The 18,535-nt window shown below is 43.8% G+C and carries 21 protein-coding genes; 12 read left to right on the top strand and 9 right to left on the bottom strand.

Annotation, left to right across the window (positions count from 1 at the left end):
* The first annotated feature begins 3 nt into the window (after positions 1 to 3).
* The 4 genes from ffh (at position 4) to ACRD6K_RS12880 (ending at position 3,648) form a co-directional block, all read left to right on the top strand.
* Positions 4 to 1,332 (top strand): signal recognition particle protein, encoded by a 1,329-nt coding sequence (gene ffh / locus ACRD6K_RS12895; RefSeq protein ID WP_299580175.1) that lies wholly within the window; start codon positions 4 to 6, stop codon positions 1,330 to 1,332.
* Positions 1,333 to 1,350: 18 nt separating this feature from the next.
* On the top strand, positions 1,351 to 2,226 hold the full coding sequence (gene folD / locus ACRD6K_RS12890; protein ID WP_299580178.1) for a bifunctional methylenetetrahydrofolate dehydrogenase/methenyltetrahydrofolate cyclohydrolase FolD: 876 nt from the start codon (positions 1,351 to 1,353) through the stop codon (positions 2,224 to 2,226).
* Positions 2,227 to 2,317: 91 nt separating this feature from the next.
* A complete protein-coding gene (locus ACRD6K_RS12885) occupies positions 2,318 to 3,136 on the top strand; it encodes a M48 family metallopeptidase (RefSeq protein ID WP_430973568.1) in 819 nt (272 codons plus the stop codon).
* A 119-nt stretch (positions 3,137 to 3,255) separates the two neighbouring features.
* Positions 3,256 to 3,648 carry a DUF3276 family protein gene (locus tag ACRD6K_RS12880; protein ID WP_299580184.1) on the top strand — a complete coding sequence of 131 codons (393 nt, stop codon included), beginning with the start codon at positions 3,256 to 3,258 and terminating at the stop codon, positions 3,646 to 3,648.
* A 61-nt stretch (positions 3,649 to 3,709) separates the two neighbouring features.
* On the opposite strand, the gene ACRD6K_RS12875 is transcribed toward ACRD6K_RS12880, so the two are convergent.
* From ACRD6K_RS12875 to ACRD6K_RS12840, 8 genes are all read right to left on the bottom strand, one after another.
* Positions 3,710 to 4,450 carry a tellurite resistance TerB family protein gene (locus ACRD6K_RS12875; protein WP_430973567.1) on the bottom strand — a complete coding sequence of 247 codons (741 nt, stop codon included), beginning with the start codon at positions 4,448 to 4,450 and terminating at the stop codon, positions 3,710 to 3,712.
* On the bottom strand, positions 4,443 to 5,030 hold the full coding sequence (coaE, locus tag ACRD6K_RS12870) for a dephospho-CoA kinase (RefSeq protein WP_430973566.1): 588 nt from the start codon (positions 5,028 to 5,030) through the stop codon (positions 4,443 to 4,445). The genes ACRD6K_RS12875 and coaE overlap by 8 nt, the downstream gene beginning before the upstream one ends.
* 4 nt (positions 5,031 to 5,034) lie before the next feature.
* Entirely contained in the window at positions 5,035 to 6,036 is a 1,002-nt protein-coding gene (locus ACRD6K_RS12865) for a YbbR-like domain-containing protein (RefSeq protein WP_299580193.1), read from the bottom strand.
* 65 nt (positions 6,037 to 6,101) lie between these two features.
* Positions 6,102 to 6,419, bottom strand: a complete 318-nt coding sequence (yajC, locus tag ACRD6K_RS12860) for a preprotein translocase subunit YajC (RefSeq protein WP_430973565.1) — start codon at positions 6,417 to 6,419, stop codon at positions 6,102 to 6,104.
* Between the two features lie 8 nt (positions 6,420 to 6,427).
* Positions 6,428 to 6,862 carry a DUF1573 domain-containing protein gene (locus ACRD6K_RS12855; RefSeq protein WP_430973564.1) on the bottom strand — a complete coding sequence of 145 codons (435 nt, stop codon included), beginning with the start codon at positions 6,860 to 6,862 and terminating at the stop codon, positions 6,428 to 6,430.
* Positions 6,859 to 7,824: a transcription antitermination factor NusB gene (nusB, locus tag ACRD6K_RS12850; protein ID WP_299580202.1), complete on the bottom strand. Its 966-nt coding sequence runs from the start codon at positions 7,822 to 7,824 to the stop codon at positions 6,859 to 6,861. The genes ACRD6K_RS12855 and nusB overlap by 4 nt, the downstream gene beginning before the upstream one ends.
* A 66-nt stretch (positions 7,825 to 7,890) precedes the next feature.
* The gene (locus ACRD6K_RS12845; RefSeq protein ID WP_430973563.1) at positions 7,891 to 8,625 is read right to left on the bottom strand and encodes a rhomboid family intramembrane serine protease; all 735 of its coding nucleotides are present in this window, start codon (positions 8,623 to 8,625) and stop codon (positions 7,891 to 7,893) included.
* The gene (locus ACRD6K_RS12840) at positions 8,625 to 9,650 is read right to left on the bottom strand and encodes a threonine aldolase family protein (RefSeq protein WP_430973562.1); all 1,026 of its coding nucleotides are present in this window, start codon (positions 9,648 to 9,650) and stop codon (positions 8,625 to 8,627) included. The genes ACRD6K_RS12845 and ACRD6K_RS12840 overlap by 1 nt, the downstream gene beginning before the upstream one ends.
* A gap of 65 nt (positions 9,651 to 9,715) precedes the next feature.
* On the opposite strand from ACRD6K_RS12840, the gene ACRD6K_RS12835 reads away from it, so the two are divergent.
* The 4 genes from ACRD6K_RS12835 to ACRD6K_RS12820 all read left to right on the top strand — a co-directional run bounded on the left by ACRD6K_RS12835 (position 9,716) and on the right by ACRD6K_RS12820 (position 12,872).
* A complete protein-coding gene (locus ACRD6K_RS12835) occupies positions 9,716 to 9,898 on the top strand; it encodes a hypothetical protein (protein ID WP_430973561.1) in 183 nt (60 codons plus the stop codon).
* The gene (locus tag ACRD6K_RS12830) at positions 9,882 to 11,186 is read left to right on the top strand and encodes a cryptochrome/photolyase family protein (RefSeq protein ID WP_430973560.1); all 1,305 of its coding nucleotides are present in this window, start codon (positions 9,882 to 9,884) and stop codon (positions 11,184 to 11,186) included. The genes ACRD6K_RS12835 and ACRD6K_RS12830 overlap by 17 nt, the downstream gene beginning before the upstream one ends.
* A 396-nt stretch (positions 11,187 to 11,582) precedes the next feature.
* Positions 11,583 to 11,852 carry a hypothetical protein gene (locus ACRD6K_RS12825; protein WP_299580214.1) on the top strand — a complete coding sequence of 90 codons (270 nt, stop codon included), beginning with the start codon at positions 11,583 to 11,585 and terminating at the stop codon, positions 11,850 to 11,852.
* A gap of 18 nt (positions 11,853 to 11,870) precedes the next feature.
* Positions 11,871 to 12,872, top strand: a complete 1,002-nt coding sequence (locus ACRD6K_RS12820; protein ID WP_299580217.1) for a hypothetical protein — start codon at positions 11,871 to 11,873, stop codon at positions 12,870 to 12,872.
* A gap of 187 nt (positions 12,873 to 13,059) precedes the next feature.
* Here ACRD6K_RS12820 and ACRD6K_RS12815 read toward each other — a convergent pair whose 3' ends face one another.
* Positions 13,060 to 13,602 carry a glutathione peroxidase gene (locus tag ACRD6K_RS12815; protein WP_299580220.1) on the bottom strand — a complete coding sequence of 181 codons (543 nt, stop codon included), beginning with the start codon at positions 13,600 to 13,602 and terminating at the stop codon, positions 13,060 to 13,062.
* Positions 13,603 to 13,754: 152 nt separating this feature from the next.
* On the opposite strand from ACRD6K_RS12815, the gene ACRD6K_RS12810 reads away from it, so the two are divergent.
* From ACRD6K_RS12810 to ACRD6K_RS12795, 4 genes are all read left to right on the top strand, one after another.
* A complete protein-coding gene (locus tag ACRD6K_RS12810; RefSeq protein WP_430973559.1) occupies positions 13,755 to 14,858 on the top strand; it encodes a DNA polymerase III subunit gamma/tau in 1,104 nt (367 codons plus the stop codon).
* A 92-nt stretch (positions 14,859 to 14,950) separates the two neighbouring features.
* Entirely contained in the window at positions 14,951 to 15,502 is a 552-nt protein-coding gene (locus ACRD6K_RS12805; RefSeq protein ID WP_430973558.1) for a hypothetical protein, read from the top strand.
* Positions 15,503 to 15,616: 114 nt separating this feature from the next.
* A complete protein-coding gene (locus tag ACRD6K_RS12800; RefSeq protein ID WP_299580229.1) occupies positions 15,617 to 16,129 on the top strand; it encodes a ferritin in 513 nt (170 codons plus the stop codon).
* A gap of 93 nt (positions 16,130 to 16,222) precedes the next feature.
* Complete coding sequence (locus ACRD6K_RS12795) at positions 16,223 to 18,409, top strand: RelA/SpoT family protein (RefSeq protein ID WP_430973557.1); 2,187 nt, start codon at positions 16,223 to 16,225, stop codon at positions 18,407 to 18,409.
* Positions 18,410 to 18,535: the final 126 nt, after the last annotated feature.

Here is an 18,535-nt window from a genome sequence, read left to right as displayed (position 1 = left end):
AATATGTTTGAGAATCTTAACGAAAAATTAGAGCGGTCGTTTCAGTTATTAAAAGGACAGGGACGGATCACCGAAATTAATATAGCCGAAACCTTAAAGGAGGTGCGTCGGGCATTGCTTGATGCCGATGTCAATTTTAAAATCGCTAAGTCTTTCACCGAAACAGTTAAGGAAAAAGCCTTGGGGCAGGACGTCCTGTCGGCTGTTAAGCCAGGTGAGATGATGGTTAAGATTGTGCATGACGAACTTGCCTTATTGATGGGTGGGAAGTCAGTTGACATTAATTTAACAGGAAATCCAACCATTATTTTGATTGCTGGTCTGCAAGGATCCGGTAAAACGACTTTCTCTGGGAAACTATCGAAATTAATCAAGAGCAAACGTGGGAAAAACCCGTTGCTGGTTGCTGGTGACGTTTATCGTCCGGCTGCCATTGACCAGTTGAAGGTATTGGGCGAGCAAATTAATGTGCCGGTTTATACCGAAGAAGGCAATAAAGAGCCGGTTAAAATTGCTCAGGCCGCTATTAAACACGCCAAAGCCAACGGACACGATGTTGTTATCATTGACACCGCTGGTCGTTTAGCGGTTGACGAAGAAATGATGAACGAGATCAGCGCTGTGAAGAAAGCCGTTTCTCCTCACGAGATTTTGTTTGTTGTTGACTCCATGACTGGTCAGGATGCTGTTAATACCGCTAAAGAATTTAACGATCGCTTAAATTTCGATGGGGTTGTTCTAACCAAACTGGATGGTGATACCCGTGGTGGAGCTGCCTTGTCAATCCGCACAGTGGTTGATAAGCCAATTAAATTTGTGGGTACTGGCGAAAAAATGGAAGCCCTTGATGTGTTCCACCCCGAGCGGATGGCTGATCGTATCTTAGGGATGGGAGACATTGTTTCGCTGGTTGAAAAAGCTCAGGAACAATTTGATGCTGATGAAGCCCGCAAGCTTCAAAAGAAACTGGCTAAAAACCAATTCAGTTTTGACGATTTCCTGAAGCAGATTCAGCAAATCAAAAAAATGGGAAATATTAAAGACCTTGCCGCGATGATTCCTGGCATGGGAAAAGCCCTTAAAAATATCGATATTGAAGATGATGCCTTTAAGCACATTGAAGCCATTATTTACTCCATGACACCGGCTGAACGTAATGACCCTTCTTTGTTGAATGGTTCGCGCAGAAAACGGATTGCCCAAGGAGCCGGAACGGAAATACAGGAAGTCAATCGCCTGATCAAACAATTCTCCGAGACCCGAAAAATGATGAAGATGGTGTCTCAAGGGAAAAACATGGGCCGTATGATGGGGAATTTACCAAGGAGATAAACGCAGTAATTCAATACAATGAAATTAATTGACGGAAAACAAACAGCAACTGATATCAAGAAGGAAATCGCGGCTGAAGTTCGTGAGATGGTTGCAGCAGGAGCTAAAAAGCCTCACTTGGCGGCAATTCTGGTTGGACACGATGGCGGAAGCGAGACCTATGTGGCTTTCAAGATAAAAGATTGCGAAGAGGTAGGATTTAAATCAAGTTTAATTCGTTTCGAAGACGATGTGACCGAAGAGCAGCTTTTGGCGAAGGTAAACGAATTGAACAACGATGCGGATGTGGATGGATTCATCGTTCAGCTTCCTCTGCCGAAACATATTTCAGAGCAGAAAGTGATTGAGGCCATCGATCCGAAGAAAGATGTGGACGGCTTTCATCCGATCAACGTTGGACGCATGGTGATTGGCTTGCCTTGTTTTGTTTCGGCTACGCCCGATGGGATTGTTGAATTGTTGAAACGTTACAATATTGAAACTTCGGGGAAAGACTGTGTGGTTGTTGGACGGAGTAACATTGTTGGACGTCCGATGAGTGTCCTGATGTCGCAAAAAGCCATCAACGCCACAGTAACTGTGGCTCATAGCCGTACCAAAGATTTGGAAGCCCTGTGTGCCAAAGCCGATATTCTGATTGCTGCTATTGGTATTCCTGAGTTTATTAAAGGGAATATGGTTAAAGAAGGAGCGGTGGTTATTGATGTGGGGACAACCCGCGTAAAATCAGACCAAACGAAATCAGGCTTTAAGCTGAAGGGCGATGTTGCTTTTGACGAAGTAGCTGCAAAGTGTTCATACATTACTCCGGTGCCCGGAGGGGTAGGACCGATGACGCGTGTGGCTTTGTTGAAAAACACGCTGCTGGCGGCAAAAAAGGAAATTTACAACTAATTTTTTTGAACAATATTATTTAAAAAAGGTGGCTCGTTCGGTCACCTTTTTTTGAATTTGATTGTTTAACTTTATAAAAATATTTGTACTGATGAGAACACACAAAATTACAATCCCCGGCTTGATTATGCTGTTTGCCCTTGTCGTATTGATGGAGTCGTGCAGCACTGTGCCCTTGACCGGAAGGAGCCAGATGAGTTTATTGCCTGAGTCGAATATGGTAGCCATGAGTTTAACGAGCTACGATCAGTTCCTGGATTCGAATAAGGTATCGACCAATGAGCAACAGGTAGAAATGGTTAAGCGAGCAGGTCGGAATATTTCAGCTGCGGTAGAGAAGTACCTGACAGAAAATGGTTACGAAAGTTATTTGCAATATTTCGATTGGGAGTTTAACTTGGTGGACAGCGAGGTGCCCAATGCCTGGTGTATGCCTGGAGGGAAAGTGGTGATTTACACCGGAATCTTGCCGTTGACTCAATCTGAGACTGGTTTAGCTGTGGTGATGGGGCATGAAATTGCCCATGCTGTTGCCCGTCATGGAAATGAGCGCATGAGTCACTCTATGTTGGTGCAAATGGGCGGAATGGCTTTGGGCGAAGCCCTTAAACAAAAACCCAACGAAACGCAGGCTATCTTTTCTGCTGCTTATGGATTGGGCTCCCAGTATGGAGTTATGCTGCCTTTTTCGCGTCAGCACGAATACGAAGCGGATAAAATGGGGCTTATTTTTATGGCTATGGCCGGATATAATCCACAAGAGGCTGTTGCTTTTTGGCAACGCATGTCGGCCAACAGTGGTCAAAAACCTCCTGAGTTTTTAAGTACACACCCTGTAGACTCCAAACGGATTGCGGCTTTGAACGAAATTATGCCGGAAGCCATGCGGTTATATGAGGCCAGTAAGTAATTTTTCAGCTTCAATCTCTTGAAAATAAAATGCTGTTTATTAACAGTTTTCGATTATTTCCAAAATAATTTTTTATTTTTGGTACATTGAATTCGGAAAATAACTTAACTACGAGCAAGATGGAAGGCTTTGATAAAAAAGATGAAATGAAAGAGGGCGACAGTAAATTTAGAGAAGAAATCTTTTCGAAAGCTGTAAGAGCCGGAAAAAGAACCTATTTTTTCGATGTGAAATCAACGCGAAAAGATGAGTATTATTTAACAATTACTGAGAGTAAGAAACGTTACGATCAGGATGGAAAGTTTCACTTCGAGAAACACAAAATCTTTCTGTACAAAGAGGATTTTGAGAAGTTTTCTGATGGTTTAAATGAGGTTATCGACTTTATTAAAGCCAGTCAGTCAATTGAAGATGCAGAAATTGATATTGAGATGACAATTTCTGAGGATGAGGAAGAGGTAATGACTACGAAGGATTATACCAGCGTTGACTTTGATGACTTGAATAGCTGATTGATAATTGAAAGTATAAAAAAGAAGGCTGCTTAATTTAAAGCAGCCTTCTTTTTTTATATCAGGCAAAGTTTCGTTCTTTTTTGATGTTTTCGTAGGCCTCATTTACCTTTTGAAACTTCTCTTTTGCGGCATTCTGAAAATCATCGCCTAAGTAGCTCACCTTATCCGGGTGGTATTTCATGGCCATTTTCCGGTAAGCCTTTTTAATTTCGTCGTTTGAAGCGGATCGTTCAACTTCCAGAATCTTATAAGCTGAGTCGGTGTTGGGAACGAACATGGATTGGATGGACTCCAGATCCTTCTGACTGATACCCATGGTTTGGGCAATCATACGAATCATGTTTTTTTCGGTCTCATCAACTGATCCGTCGGCTTGAGCAATGCCAAACAGGAAGTGAAGCAGTTGCAGGCGCGAAGAATAATCCATGTTTTTCTGAATCTGCCGGCAAACATCCGCTACCGGGATATTCTGATTAAGTATATCACGCAACATTTTGATGGCTTCTTGCGCTGAGCTGGCTCCGAAAGAGCGCACAAAAAACTCTTTGACGTAGTCTAGTTCCGATTTTAAAACCTTTCCATCCGCTTTCATCACGGCAGCTACCAAAACCAGTAAGCTCATGACATAGCCACCCGTAGTTGTTCTTCTTCTTGCGTCTGTTGCTGTTTGATGAGGGGGAGGAGCTACGCCGGCTTCTGAGTCAACCATTGATCCGACAACAAAGCCAAGAATGCCTCCCAGCGGGCCAAAAAATGCCCATCCTAAACCTCCGGCAACCCATTTTGCAAATTTACCCATGTGTTCTAAATTTTTGATCTAATTCGATTAATACCGGAAGTATTAACTCCCGGTTGTTATTATTAATTGTTGTATTGGCCAGTTTCATCTTCTCTTCATCCGGCCATTGTTTGGCTATCCTTTCCTTTACTTGTTCCCTGGTGCTATGGTCTCTTTGGATCACCCGGTCAATTCGTTGTTGCTCCGGAGCAGTTACCAAAATGGTATAGTCCATCATGTTATAAAAACCACTTTCGAAAAGGATGGCGGCTTCGTGAACAACGTAAGGGGCTTGTTGGTTCTGGCACCACTCGAAAAAATAGTTTCTGACAGCGGGATGAACAATCGCATTCACTTTTTGCAGCAGCGGCTCGGAGTTAAATATCAGCGCTGCTAACTTTTGACGGTCCAGTTGCTGGTTCGCCAGATAGATGTCGTTGCCAAAGTGAAGCATCATTTGGCTGCGCACCAAGGAGGAACTGTTCATGATTCGCTTGGCTTCCAGGTCGGCATTGAATACCGGAATACCTTTTAAACTGAAGAAATTGCATATTGTTGACTTGCCACTTCCAATTCCACCTGTAATTCCTACTTTAAACATGCTGTTAGTTTTCGATGAGGTATTCAATTTTCATTGGTGCATAGGTGAGCCCCTTCAACTGAACCGGTACCTTGCTTTGGTCGAGCTGCACCGGCAGATAATCCTGATTGTCCCGGATGTCCTGATAGGATACCGAGGCCCTAAAGTCGGAAGCCTGAATGTCGGAAAAGCGACTTAAGCTAACAAGGAACGTCACTTTTACTTCGGCAGGAAACAGGTGAACATGTGTTTTCCGGGGAAGGCTGTCAATTTGGATGGGTAGTACCAGTTGTTTTTCGGTAAACTCTTCTACCGGAATTTGTATGGTTACCCGGTTGGGATTGAACTCCAGGTTTTTTATTTTCTGCAAAGAGACATTGCGCTGAATCGGGTGCTCCAAATCTTTGTAGTGTTGCGAATTGGTCTTTACATGCGGCAAGGTGTCCAAAATAGATTCAGGCCCAAGTACCTCAATGGAGTCGGGAGTGACTAGAATTTCATCGTACAGGTAGTGCTGTTTCTTAAATGCCAGGCTAACGTCAGCTACTACTTTTTTCTTTTGGGTAAGTATTCGGTCAAATTCAAGATAAACGGTATCTGGCTGAATGCTGATCAGGTTTAATTCATTGCTGATTTGATCCGACATCTTTTTTCGGTAGTAGCGGCTTGAGATCGCATAGTTGTTTTTTTGCGTGCCATTGATCTGTTCGCCGGCAATTTCACCTACGTTAAATACCAATGGCGAAAAGGCCACACTCAGCTTGTAACGCAGTATGGTAAAGCCTCCGGATCGGACTTGCAACACAAAGTTTTTGGGTGGCGTATTAACCAGCGTTTTGCTTTTAGGGATATTGGTGTAGCGAACCGGAAAAGACAGTTCAACGGAGTAGTCTTTTTCAAGCGCATTCAACAACCAAAAAAGGGAAGCAATTCCCACACACATTAAGTAGATGACGAGCCTGCGTTCATTCTTAATCTGAAACTTTTGGGTAAGCTGTTTTACTTTATGTAGCCATTTGTTTTCCACGAAATCAAAGATAAAAAAAAGGGTTGACTTGCGGTCGACCCTTTCTCTCTTTTACTATGCTAAAATTATTTTTGTGGAGTAACATCTGACATGTCTTTCACAACAGCGCTTTTGTCTACACGCAGTTTGACATTGTCATCTACCTGAAGCAGAACGTAGTTGTCTTTAATCTCGGCAACTTTTCCGTAGATTCCGCCAGTTGTTACTACTTTATCTCCTTTGCTAAGGCTTTCACGGAATTTTTTCAATTCTTTTTGCCTTTTCACCTGTGGTCTGATCATAAAGAAATAGAAAACAACAATAATCAGGACCAAGGGAAGAAATGTTGTAATTGGGTTTTGTTCGGCACCGGGTTGGGGAGCCATTAATAAGTAGTTCATCATTTTATTCTTTAGTTTTTACTGTATAAATTTATTAGCTCATTTTCGACAGTTGCAGCAACCGCCAGTTTTGTTATTTCGGGTTGAGTGTTGGCCACAACTTGTAGCTCCTTGTACACCCGCCCGGTTTCGCCGGCGCTGTTAAATACCACTTCAATATAACCCGATTCTCCGGGAGCAACAGGTTCTTTTGGGAAATGTGTATTTAAGCAACCGCAATCAGTTTCTACTTTTTCAATGAGCAGAGCTCCATCTCCGCTGTTGGTAAAGTGAAAACTATAGGCCACCACCTCGCCAGCCTGTAACTGACCAAAATTATAGAATCTTTCCTGAATCTCAAACTTTGGAGTGCCCGTCTTAGTGCTTGTTTTTACCGCCCCTTTACGGCTGCTGTTCTGACAGCTCAGAGCGATAAGCAAAACACATATGGTGGCTAAATGTTTCATGAGGGAAGGTTGCTGTCTTCTCCTATTAAACCCCGGCCGGCCTTGATAATTTTATCTTCTGACTTTAGGGCTTTCAGGGCTTTGTCCAGAATTCCATTAATGAAGTTCCGGCTCTTTTTGGTGCTGTAATATTTCGATAATTCGATGTATTCGTTCAAGCTAACCTTGGTTGGAATGGATGGGAAGTATAGAAACTCGCCAATTGCCATTTCCAGAATCAATTCATCAATAAAGGCAATGCGTTCCACATCCCAGTTTACGGTGTATTTGGTGACTGTTTCTTTCAGTTCGTCGTGGTTTAATACCACTTTTCGGAACAGGTCCTTCACAAACTGGCGATCTTCTTCGTCTTTGAACATCGGAAGCAGGGCCTGATCTTCGCGGGTGTATTCTTTAAACTTTTTAAAGGTTTTGATGATCATACTCACCACGAAATCCAAATCGTCATTCCAGTAAATACTTTGTTCTTCCAGCAGTTGAATCAAGTCTTCTGATTGCAGAATAATATCGGTAAATACTTGCTCAACAAACTTTCTATCGGATTGGTAAGAGCTTTCTGCATCATTCATGTAACTCTTGTAGAAGTCACTGTCAACCAAGGTCAGGTACAATTTCTTGATTAGCTCGGGTTCGTTAACCCAGCTTAACTTAGATTGTTCCAGGTACTTGTTCAGGCTCTCGTTCGTTTGCAGTTGGGCAATAAGCTGATTGCGGATAAACCGGGTGTTGGGATGCAAATCTTCCTCTGTGGGGAAGTGTTTTTTCTTTCTTAACTCAACCACCGATTCAGCATGTTTGCTGACTTCAATTATTAAATCCAATAAATAATGGTAAAGGTCGTAGGTCTTTTGGATACTGAAGAAAAGCTCTCTCTCGGTATTGTTAATCGATTTGTCAGGCGAGGAATAGAAGGCGTATAAAACCTGCAAAACTTTAATGCGAATAATTCTTCTGCTAATCATTGTCTTAGAACTAGTTTTCTTTAAAAGATGGCAAAGTTACACAATTTCTTTTCTGCTGTTCAACATCTAATCGTTTTTTTCATTTTTCGGATTGAAATAATTCCCTGTGTGATCACTGGTGTAAAAATTGCCTGGCTGGAGGGGTTCTTCTTCCTCCTCGTCCTCTTCTTCCTCCTCCCAATCGTAGCGCTGGCGTTGCGGGCCTTGTCTGCGGTAAAAAATGCTCAGGACTAATCCGCTGATGCCTCCCCACAAATGGCTTTCCCACGATACTTCGGGCTTCAGAGGGAACATTCCCCAGAACATGCCCCCGTAGAGGAAGACCACAATAATGGCGATGGTCAGCAGGCGCGTGTCGTTGCGAAAGATGCCGCTGAAGAACAGGAAGGATGCCAGCCCGTAAATCACGCCGCTGGCTCCGATGTGCCAAGCTTCGCGTCCGGCCAGCCACACACACAGGCCCGACAGAAAGTAAATGAGCAGGAAAATGCGGTAGGCCAGCTTCCGGTAGAAATAGAACAAGGCCAGTGAAAGCACAAAAAAGGGAGCCGAGTTGGCTGCCAGGTGCTTGTAGCCGCTGTGGATGAAGGGGGAAAACAAAATGCCTTTCAAGCCTTCCCACTTCAACGGGAAAATGCCGTACACCGCAAAGTCAAAATCAAGGGTGGTTTCAACTAAAAAAGTCAGCCAAAAAGCCAGCAAAAACAAGCTGGGAAACACCAGGCTGTGCTTGAAGATTTTCTTCTCCAGCTCCGGGTCACTGGTGTCGTGTTTTGGCGGATAATAGTTGAATAGTGGCATTAAAGTAACTGGTCAATCAGGTTAACAAATCCGTATACATCTTCTTCAGTCGTATCAAATGAGGTCATCCAGCGCACTTCCGAGGCCGATTCATCCCACAGATAGAAAAAGTATTTTTCCTGAAGCCGGGGGATAACTGCTGGCGGAAGAATGGCAAAAACACCGTTGGCTTCGGTCTTTTGGGTTAATCGTACTTTGCCGGTTTTTAACACTTCCTGCTCCAGTAATTTGGCCATTTGGTTGGCATGTTGGGCATTGCTTTTCCAAAGTTCCTGGTTGAAGTAGGCTAAAAACTGCGCACTGACGAAACGCATTTTGGAAAACAACTGCATGCTTTGCTTGCGAATGTACTTGGTGTTGAGCGTTAGTTTCGGATTGAAGAACAGGACGGCTTCGCCCATAAGCATGCCGTTTTTTGTTCCGCCAAATGAGAGTAGATCCACCCCGGCATCTACGGTAAACGCACGAAAAGGCAGGTCAAGCGCTACGGCAGCATTGGCAATCCGGGCACCGTCCATATGCACCAGCAAGCCGTATTGGTGGGCCAGACTGGTAATGGCTTTAATTTCGTCTACGGTATAAACCGTGCCCATTTCAGTGACCTGCGAAATGGAAATAACCTTGGGTTGGGCGTGGTGCTCAAAGTCGAATCCATGCAGGTACTTCTGGATGCCTTCGGGGCTTAGTTTGCCTTTTTCGCTCGGAACCGGCAGCAGTTTACAGCCCGTCAGTTTTTCCGGAGCGCCGCATTCATCCACCTGGATGTGGGCCGTGTCGGCACAAATAATTGAATTGAACGAGTGGGTTACCGTGGAAAGGGCCAGCACATTGGCACCGGTTCCGTTAAACACAAAAAAAACTTCGGTATCCTGTCCAAACTCGTTTTTAAACAGCTGAATTGCTTCCCGGGTAATCGGGTCGTCGCCATAGCCCACCATGTGTCCGGTGTTGGCGCTTGCTATTGCTTTCAGAATTTCCGGATGCACTCCGGCATTATTATCGCTGGCAAAGCCTCTGGTGCTCATTTCTTGATTTTTTTATCGGGTTGTAACAAATTAATGGTCCCTGCGTTTTAGTTTAACCAACTTGCTTGTTCAATGGCCTGGCAAAACCTGCCGCAAGCCAAGGAAAATTGGCTTATAAAAGAAAAGAAAAAAATGCTTGTAACAAAATGGGATGGGGAAGAAGGAAACAAGTTTTTTTATTTTTGGACAACCAACAAGTGAAAGGTAATTTGAATCGTTTTACTTCAGCTTATGAAAGAAAAAATTAACCTGTTTTGGTTCCGTCGCGATCTTCGAATAACTGACAATCATGGTTTGTACCGGGCGCTGGCCGCGGGGAAACCGGTATTGCCTGTTTTCATTTTCGATACCACCATTCTGAACGACCTGGAGGATGATGACAGCCGGGTTGAGTTTATTACCGACCAGGTCAAGAGCCTGCAAGAAGAGTTTGAGCGCCACAACAGCACCCTGTGGATTTACCATGGCAAACCCCTTAATGCTTTTAAGCGCTTGTGGGTGGAGTACGAGGTGGAAGCGGTTTATAGCAACACCGATTATGAGCCGGACGCCCGTGAGCGTGATGAGCAGGTGGCTGCTTTCCTGAAGGCCCATCAGGTTGAGTTTCATGCGTACAAGGATCAGGTGATTTTTCATCAAAACGATATCTTGAAAAATGACGGGAAGCCTTATACGGTCTTTACTCCTTATAAAAAGAAATGGCTGGAGGAATTTGGGAAGCTGGAACTGGAAGCGTATCCCTCGCAAAAGTTGTTGAATGGCTTATTGAAAACCGAACCTTTGAAGGCTGTTGCCTTGCGCGACCTGGGATTTCGAAGGGGAGGGCTGAAGTTTCCATCGAAAGAAATTGACCCGAAACTTTTAGAAAACTATGCAGCCAATCGTGACTTTCCGGCCCGAAACGGAACCACGCACCTGGGCATTCACTTGCGCTTTGGCACCCTGAGCATCCGTAGTCTGACCAAAAAGGCGGTTCAGCATTCGGAGGTATTTCTGAATGAGCTGATCTGGCGAAATTTTTATGCCGATATTCTGTGGCACTTCCCCCATGTGGCCAAGCGCTCCTTCAAGCCGGCTTACGACTACATTCCCTGGATCAACTCGGAGAAGGACTTTGCCCGCTGGTGCGAAGGCACAACGGGCTACCCGCTGGTGGATGCCGGCATGCGCCAGTTGAACGAAACCGGTTACATGCACAACCGTGTTCGCATGGTAACTGCCAGCTTTTTGTGCAAGCACTTATTGATTGACTGGCGCTGGGGTGAGGCTTACTTTGCCGGCAAACTGCTCGATTATGAGTTGGCCTCGAACAATGGGGGCTGGCAGTGGGCCGCCGGAACAGGCTGCGATGCCGCGCCATATTTCCGGGTGTTTAACCCAACATTGCAAACACAAAAGTTCGATCCCGAGTTCAGCTACATCCGCCGGTGGGTGCCCGAGTTTGACGGGTTTGGCTATCCGCAGCCCATGGTTGAGCATAAAATGGCCCGGCAACGCGCCATCGATACCTATAAAAAGGCGCTGGCTTCGGATTGATGCCAATCTGAATGCCTTGTCAATGGGGCGTTTCAGCTTCCTGCAAAAAACCACGTGTGATTTCCACCAAAGTCACGTGTGGTTTTCATCAAAGTCACGTGTGATTTCAGGCAAAGTCACGTGTGGTTTTTAGTAAAAGCAAGCGTGATTTTTTCAAAAGGCCTTTACGCTGTTGTTTTCGCCAACTGTTACGCATTATATGCTTAAAAGCGATTTTTATTACTTCTTGAAGAATATGCATTGAAATACGCGTTTTGACCGAAATTTCATTCCGTTTGTTTTAGGCTTTGTGTTTGTATGTGTCTGATATATAACTATAAGGAGGCAAGATTTGAAGTCTTTTTTTATGGTTAACTTGTAGTAGTTAAATCTTTAAAGAGTATTAAAATGGTGGACTTGGAAGATCAAGAAGTAGAGGTGTTAAAGTTTTTAAAAGAAGTAAAGCAAGGCGTGCAAAATGTCAAACTTAACAACCATTTCTTTAGAAAAGATCAGACATATTTAAGGTCTTTTGAACGTTTGGAAGAGCTTGGTTTTATCTATTTTATAGATGGAAATTATGATCTTTCACAATTACTCTATGAGATTCCAATTTATCCTCCGCGGACCTATTGGGGCCGAATTTTACCAGAAGGAGAAGAAGCGTTAAAAAGAATTCAAGCATAGAATAGAAAGGACTACAATATGGGAAAACGGCAAGATAAAGTATTTAAATCGGATACTGGACGAGTTCATAGGTGTAGTATTGTGTCTCTATCACCACTTAAAATTGAAAATGTAATTGAATATCCTGAGCTTGTCAAAACTCCTGATAAGTTAATTAAATTCTATGCAGTTTCAGCAAACAGTGTTGATGCCTTATTAAATAATTACTTGTATGCTGCTAACCCTTTGTTATTCAATGATCCTTTTGATTGTCCAGCTCAATTGTGGAATCTTGATTCATTTAGATATGAAAATATTCAACGTTTCGCATTATTTGAAGACTTGATTAAAAAATACGGGGAAGACCGTTTTATGTCTCCAATTCATAATCGAAATCTTTTCTTTGAATTTAGAATGGCGACTCTGGGAATTATTTGCTTACATGAGTTTTCATTAAATAGCAATGATTGTCAGGATACCTTGTGGGGGTACTATTCGAACCAACAGGGATTTGCAGTAAAATTTGATAGTTGTATTTTAAGAAAAAGCTTGGGAACACCGTTTCAAGTTGAATATTTGGAAAGATCAAAGTTAGATGAATTCAGTTTGGATAGTATTAAAGAGAATGAGGATTTTTTACCAATGTTTTTAAGATGGACTACGCAAAAGAAGAAAATATGGGAAAATGAATACGAATGGCGATTTGTCTTACAAGATTTAAAAGCCGAAACATTGATGTTGGATTCTCCAGGTAAAGTAAGACGAAGAACGTATTATAAGTCAGCTATCTCTGAAGTTTTGCTTGGTCTAAAGTTCTTCCACAAAACAAATATGGTTGAAGTATCAAACAGTAGAAGTTATTACGTTATTGATACTGAAAAATACAATCATCAGTATAAGCTGCTGTCTTTCATTTCTTTTCCGTCGGAAATACCAGTGAAACACATTTATATGAAGCAAAAAAAATTAGCAATGCACCCTCGTTCATGTCAGATATTTAATGAAAATAATGGAAGATTTCGTATTGAGTATCTTGAATAAAGGAAAACAGATTTTTTAGTTATTGTACTTTTAAAAACAGAGACATGGGTGCAGTAGTTAGCCTATAATTCTATTTGATATTCCTAGTAGGATGACAAGGATGTACAATATTTACAGTACGGCCAAGACGATTATAATTTAAGCAAGGGTGCCGCGGATTCCAATCCGCGGCACCCTTGCTGTTTATTCACGAATCGCCTTTAATCCAATTAACTATTTTTTCATCGTTGGGCTTGGTTCTGGGACTGGCATAGTCTACCAGATGACCTTCTTTGTCAATCATGTATTTCTGAAAGTTCCAGCTCACTTCCGAGTCCGAAACGCCGTTCTTGGCCTTTTGGGTCAGCCACTGGTAAAGCGGGTGCATGTCATCACCTTTAACCGATATTTTGGACATCATGGGAAAGCTTACTCCATAATTTTGCTGGCAAAACTCGGCAATGTCATCGTTTGAACCGGGTTCCTGGTTGGCAAAATTGTTGGCCGGAAAACCAATGATGGTAAAGTCATCTCCGCCATATTGCTCGTAAAGCTCCTGCAACAACTCATACTGCGGGGTTAGTCCGCATTTGGAAGCGGTGTTGACAATCAGTACTTTTTTCCCTTTCAACTGGCTCAAATCAAAATCCGAACCTTCAATATCCTTCACCTTAAAATCGTACAAGCTGGTTTGTGCAAAACCAAGGGCTGCAATCAGCAGGAAAGAAAACAGGAATGTTATTTTTTTCATGACTTATGCTTTGTTTGTTTAACACGATTTTAAACAGTCGGGAGGTGAAAATGTTTGTTGAGCCCTTGCCGTCAGACTCTTAATTCTTGTTAATAAAAACCCGCTTAATTTCCTCCTAAAATGTTTATCTTTGAACTTCATTAAATGAGATTATGGAGAATTTTATTGTTTCCGCCCGAAAATACAGACCAGATACATTTCAGTCGGTGGTTGGACAAGCATCGATTACCTCGACCCTTAAAAACGCGATTAAAAACAGCCAGTTAGCGCATGCTTACCTGTTTTGTGGTCCGCGTGGTGTGGGCAAGACAACCTGTGCCCGTATTTTCGCAAAAACAATTAATTGCCAGAATCTGACGGCCGAAACCGAACCTTGCAACACCTGCGAGTCGTGTAAGGCTTTCAACGGAAACCGGTCCTACAATATTCATGAGTTGGATGCGGCTTCCAATAACTCGGTGGATGATATCCGGAACTTAACCGACCAGGTGCGCATTCCGCCACAAATCGGCAAATACAGCATCTACATTATCGATGAGGTTCATATGTTGTCGCAGGCGGCCTTTAATGCTTTCCTGAAAACCCTGGAGGAGCCACCCAAGCATGCCATTTTTATTTTGGCCACTACGGAGAAGCATAAAATTATTCCAACGATTTTGTCGCGTTGCCAAATCTTCGATTTCAACCGGATTAAGATTAGCGACATCTCTGGACACTTGGGCTATGTGGCGCAAAGTGAGCAGGTAACGATTGAGGCCGAAGCCTTGAACGTGATTGCCCATAAAGCGGATGGTGCCATGCGTGATGCACTGTCCATCTTCGACCAGATTGTCAGTTTCTCTGGAAAGGAAATCAGCTACAAGGATGTGATTTCAAACCTGAATGTGCTGGACTATGATTATTACTTCCGCTTGGTCGACTTGCTTCTGAAAAATGATGTGCCCAATGCCATGTTGCTTTTCAACGAGGTGCTGAATCATGGATTTGATGGTCACCATTTTATCAATGGGTTGAGCAGCCACATCCGCGATTTGCTGGTTTGTAAAGATCCGGTTACCGTTCAGCTGCTTGAGGTAGGTGGCGAAATCAAAGAAAAATACAAAGCGCAGGGCGCAGCTTGCAATCCGGACTTTCTGCTGGAGGCCTTAACCATCAGCAATGATTGTGACATGCAATACAAGGCCAGCCAAAACAAACGTTTGCTGGTGGAGTTGAGCCTGATTAAAATGGCCCAGCTTACAGTAAAAAAAAAATAGTTGACGAAGCTGATTCGTCGGTTTTAGCCCCTATCTTCTCCGAACATGCCCCGGCTACAGCGGCTCCTCAGCCACGTCCGCAAGCAGCTAAAGTGCAGGCCACAGCTCCCAAAACGGATGTGGAGCCTCAGCCTCCCGTAAAAGTGCCGACTAAGCGAAGAATTAAACGGCATGGAAGTGGTTATACTCCCTCTATTAAAGATGCCTTGTCGGGTAAGATGACTGAAGAAGGCGAGGAAGATGCCACCGAAAAACTCAAGTACTATACGGGTGAGCAGCTGGAAGAACATTTCACGGATGAACAGTTTAAAGTAAAATGGCAGGAGTACCTGCTTAAACTGGAGGATCGTCCGAACCTGAAAGCCACGCTCTCTCGGCCCATTAAAATCAACAAGGATTATAAATTGAATTTGCCGATTGACAACTCGGTGCAATTGGAGGAAATTAATAAAATTAAACCCGATTTGGTTTCCTGGTTGCGCCGCGAATTGCGCAATACCCGCATTGAGTTGATCACTGATATTGTGGTGCAGGAAACCGAGTACAAGCCGTATTCAGAAACGGAAAAACTGGCCGAAATGGTGAAGAAAAATCCAACGCTGGCGCTTTTGAAGCAGCGCTTTAACCTGGATTTTGGCGAGTAGTGGTTCCGAAAAGGTTTAAGGTACTGTTAATCGTTAAGGAAATTATGCCTAAATAAGAAGGAGTCCATAATTTTTTAGTATTTTTGGTTGAAACGTAAAAAAAAGGAGGTCACTATGCTTAAAGATCAAGTTTTAAAAGCTCTGAACAAACAAATTAATGCAGAAATGCATTCTGCTTACTTATACTTATCCATGTCAGCTTATTTTGAAGATAAAGGGCTGGGTGGATTTGCCAATTGGATGAAAGTTCAGTACAAAGAAGAACTTTCACATGCCTTAAAAATATTTGACTTTGTAAACGAACGCAATGGTCGCGTATTGTTGGAGCCAATTGATGGTGTTCCAACTGATTTTGGTGGAATTATTGATGTTTTTGAAAAAACATTGGCACACGAACAAAAAGTGACTCAAATGATTGACGAACTGATGGATGTTGCCGTAGCCGCCAGCGATCATGCAACACAAAGTTTCCTGCAGTGGTTTGTTGATGAGCAAGTGGAAGAAGAATCCAATGTAAACGAACTACTTGATAACCTGCGGTTGATTGACGGACAAGGAAATGGCTTGTTCATGTTGAACCGTGAACTGCAAGGTCGTACCTTTGTAGATGCAACACAGGCAGAATAAAATGTTTCTCTATAAGTGAATAAAAGGCTGCCTGTTTGGTAGCCTTTTTTTGTTAATACTCAATTCCGGTTGACTTTATACACGAAGCGCAGCATGAATAAACAGATTGAAAACGCATGGTTAAAACTCAGGGAAGTTTGTGAAGCTTCTCCGTCGGTAGAAGAAATGAGTGGGATTGAAAAGGCGTTTGATTATGCCCTGAAAACCCTTGGAGAACAAACCTGGCCCAATGGAGAGATCATCCTGATTCACTCGCTGGAAGTGGCTCAGGTGGTGGCTCAGGAGGTGGGCTTGGGGACAAGCTCAATCATTGCAGGGATGTTGCACAACCTGACTTACGAAAAGATTGAGGACCGGCCGGGTATTTCAGATATCGAGGCGCTTTTTGGACCGGTTGTGTCCGGCATTCTGGAAGGCATGGCCAAGATCAACGCCTTGGGAACCGACACCGTAGACCTGCACTCGGAAAACTACCGCAAGCTGATGCTGGCTTTGGCTGGCGATGTTCGGGTAATTTTGGTGAAAATTGCTGACCGCCTGCATGTGATGCGTCATTTGAGCAGCTACACGCTAGAAGCGCAGCATAAAATTGCCATGGAGACGGCTCACCTCTACGCGCCATTGGCTCACCGTTTGGGTTTGTACTACGTCAATTCCGAATTGCTGGACTTGTGCCTGAAGCATACCAATCCGGAGTCGTATCAGTATGTGGCCGACCGCTTGGATGAAAGTAAAGAAGAACGTAAAGTTTTTGTTGCCGAGTTTGTTAAACCCATCGAGGCGAAGCTGAAAGCGCGTGGCTTTCGTTTTGAAATGAAGGCCCGCACAAAAGCCATCAACTCGATCTGGAAAAAGATGCAGAACAAGAAGGTGAGCTTCGATGAAGTGTATGACTTGTTTGCCATTCGCGTGATTCTGGAGTCGGAGCTGGAGATGGAAAAATCAGATTGCTGGCAGGTTTATTCGATTGTTACCGACGAGTACCAGTCGAATCCCGAGCGGATGCGCGACTGGATTACAGTTCCCAAGTCGAATGGCTATGAAAGTTTGCATGCCACGGTGCTGGGGCCTCACAAAAAATGGGTGGAGATTCAGATTCGAACCAAGCGGATGGATGAAGTGGCCGAAAAGGGACTGGCTGCTCACTGGAAATACAAAGGCGGATCGGCCAGTTCCGAAATGGAAAACTGGCTGGCCAATGTGCGGGAGATTTTGGAGAATCCGGATTTGAATATTGTGGATTTTATCGACGATTTCAGCACCAATATTTATACCGATGAGATTTTTGTATTCACGCCTAAAGGTGATTTGAAGCGCTTGCCGGCAGGAGCCACGCTGCTGGATTTTGCCTATGAAATACACTCGGAAGTGGGCGATCATTGTGTGGGTGGCATGCTGGATGGGCGGAAGGTGACCTTGCGGCACAAGTTGAAAAACGGCGACCAGGTGTCGGTGGATACTTCCGTCAAACAAAAACCCAAACTCGACTGGCTGGATTTTGTCATTACCACCAAGGCCAAAACCCGCATTAAAGTCAGTGTAAATGAAGAGCGCAAGATTGAGGCTGAAAATGGCAAGGAAATCCTGCTGCGGAAGTTGAAAAACTGGAAGATTGAGTACAACGATGATCTTATCCGGATGCTGCTTAAGCACTACAATCTGAAATTGGCTCAGGACTTATACTACAACATTTCGGTTGGTAAAATTGAGCCACTGGCCATTAAAGAGTTGGTGGGCGAGAAGGAAGCTGAAGCTACAGCCCGGCAAAAGGTGGAAGAAATTCTGCCGGTGGATCAGCTCAAGGACCTCGACTTTTCGAGTGGCAATGACTACCTGGTAATTGATAACAACATCAAGAACGTGAACCACAAGCTGGCTCCATGTTGTAACCCGATTTTTGGCGATTCCATCTTTGGTTTTGTGACCATCAATGACGGGATTAAAATACACCGCCGGACTTGTCCCAATGCCAAACAACTGTTCGAGCGCTATCCTTACCGGGTGATTCCGGCCAAATGGCGCGACTCTAAAAAACGCAGCTCTTTTCAGGCAACCATCCGCCTGTCGGGAACCGATGAGGCCGGAATTGTTGGACAAATTTCATATGTGATTGCCAAGGATGTGGGCGTACAGATGCGCTCCATCAATATTGATTCGGTGAATGGCGCTTTTGAAGGAACCCTGCGAATTTTTGTGAACAACCTGGAGCATCTGGACTTTCTGATGCATAAGCTTCAAAACATCAAAGGCGTGATTAATGTATCGCGAGCCGATACCTAATTCTGCCTCTCCGAAACCTACCTTCCATTTTAAGCAAAGAAATTAACAGATCGGATGTCTCCAAGCCATCCGATCTTTAGGAGTACTCCTTAACTCAGCTGCTGGCAGCTGTCAGCTCTAACGAGT

Origin of the sequence: Sunxiuqinia rutila (assembly GCF_050589705.1) — a bacterium.
Classification (GTDB): Bacteria; Bacteroidota; Bacteroidia; order Bacteroidales; family Prolixibacteraceae; genus Sunxiuqinia; species Sunxiuqinia rutila.
Note: the sequence above shows the minus strand (reverse complement) of the source record. Positions and strands in the feature narration are given on the sequence as shown.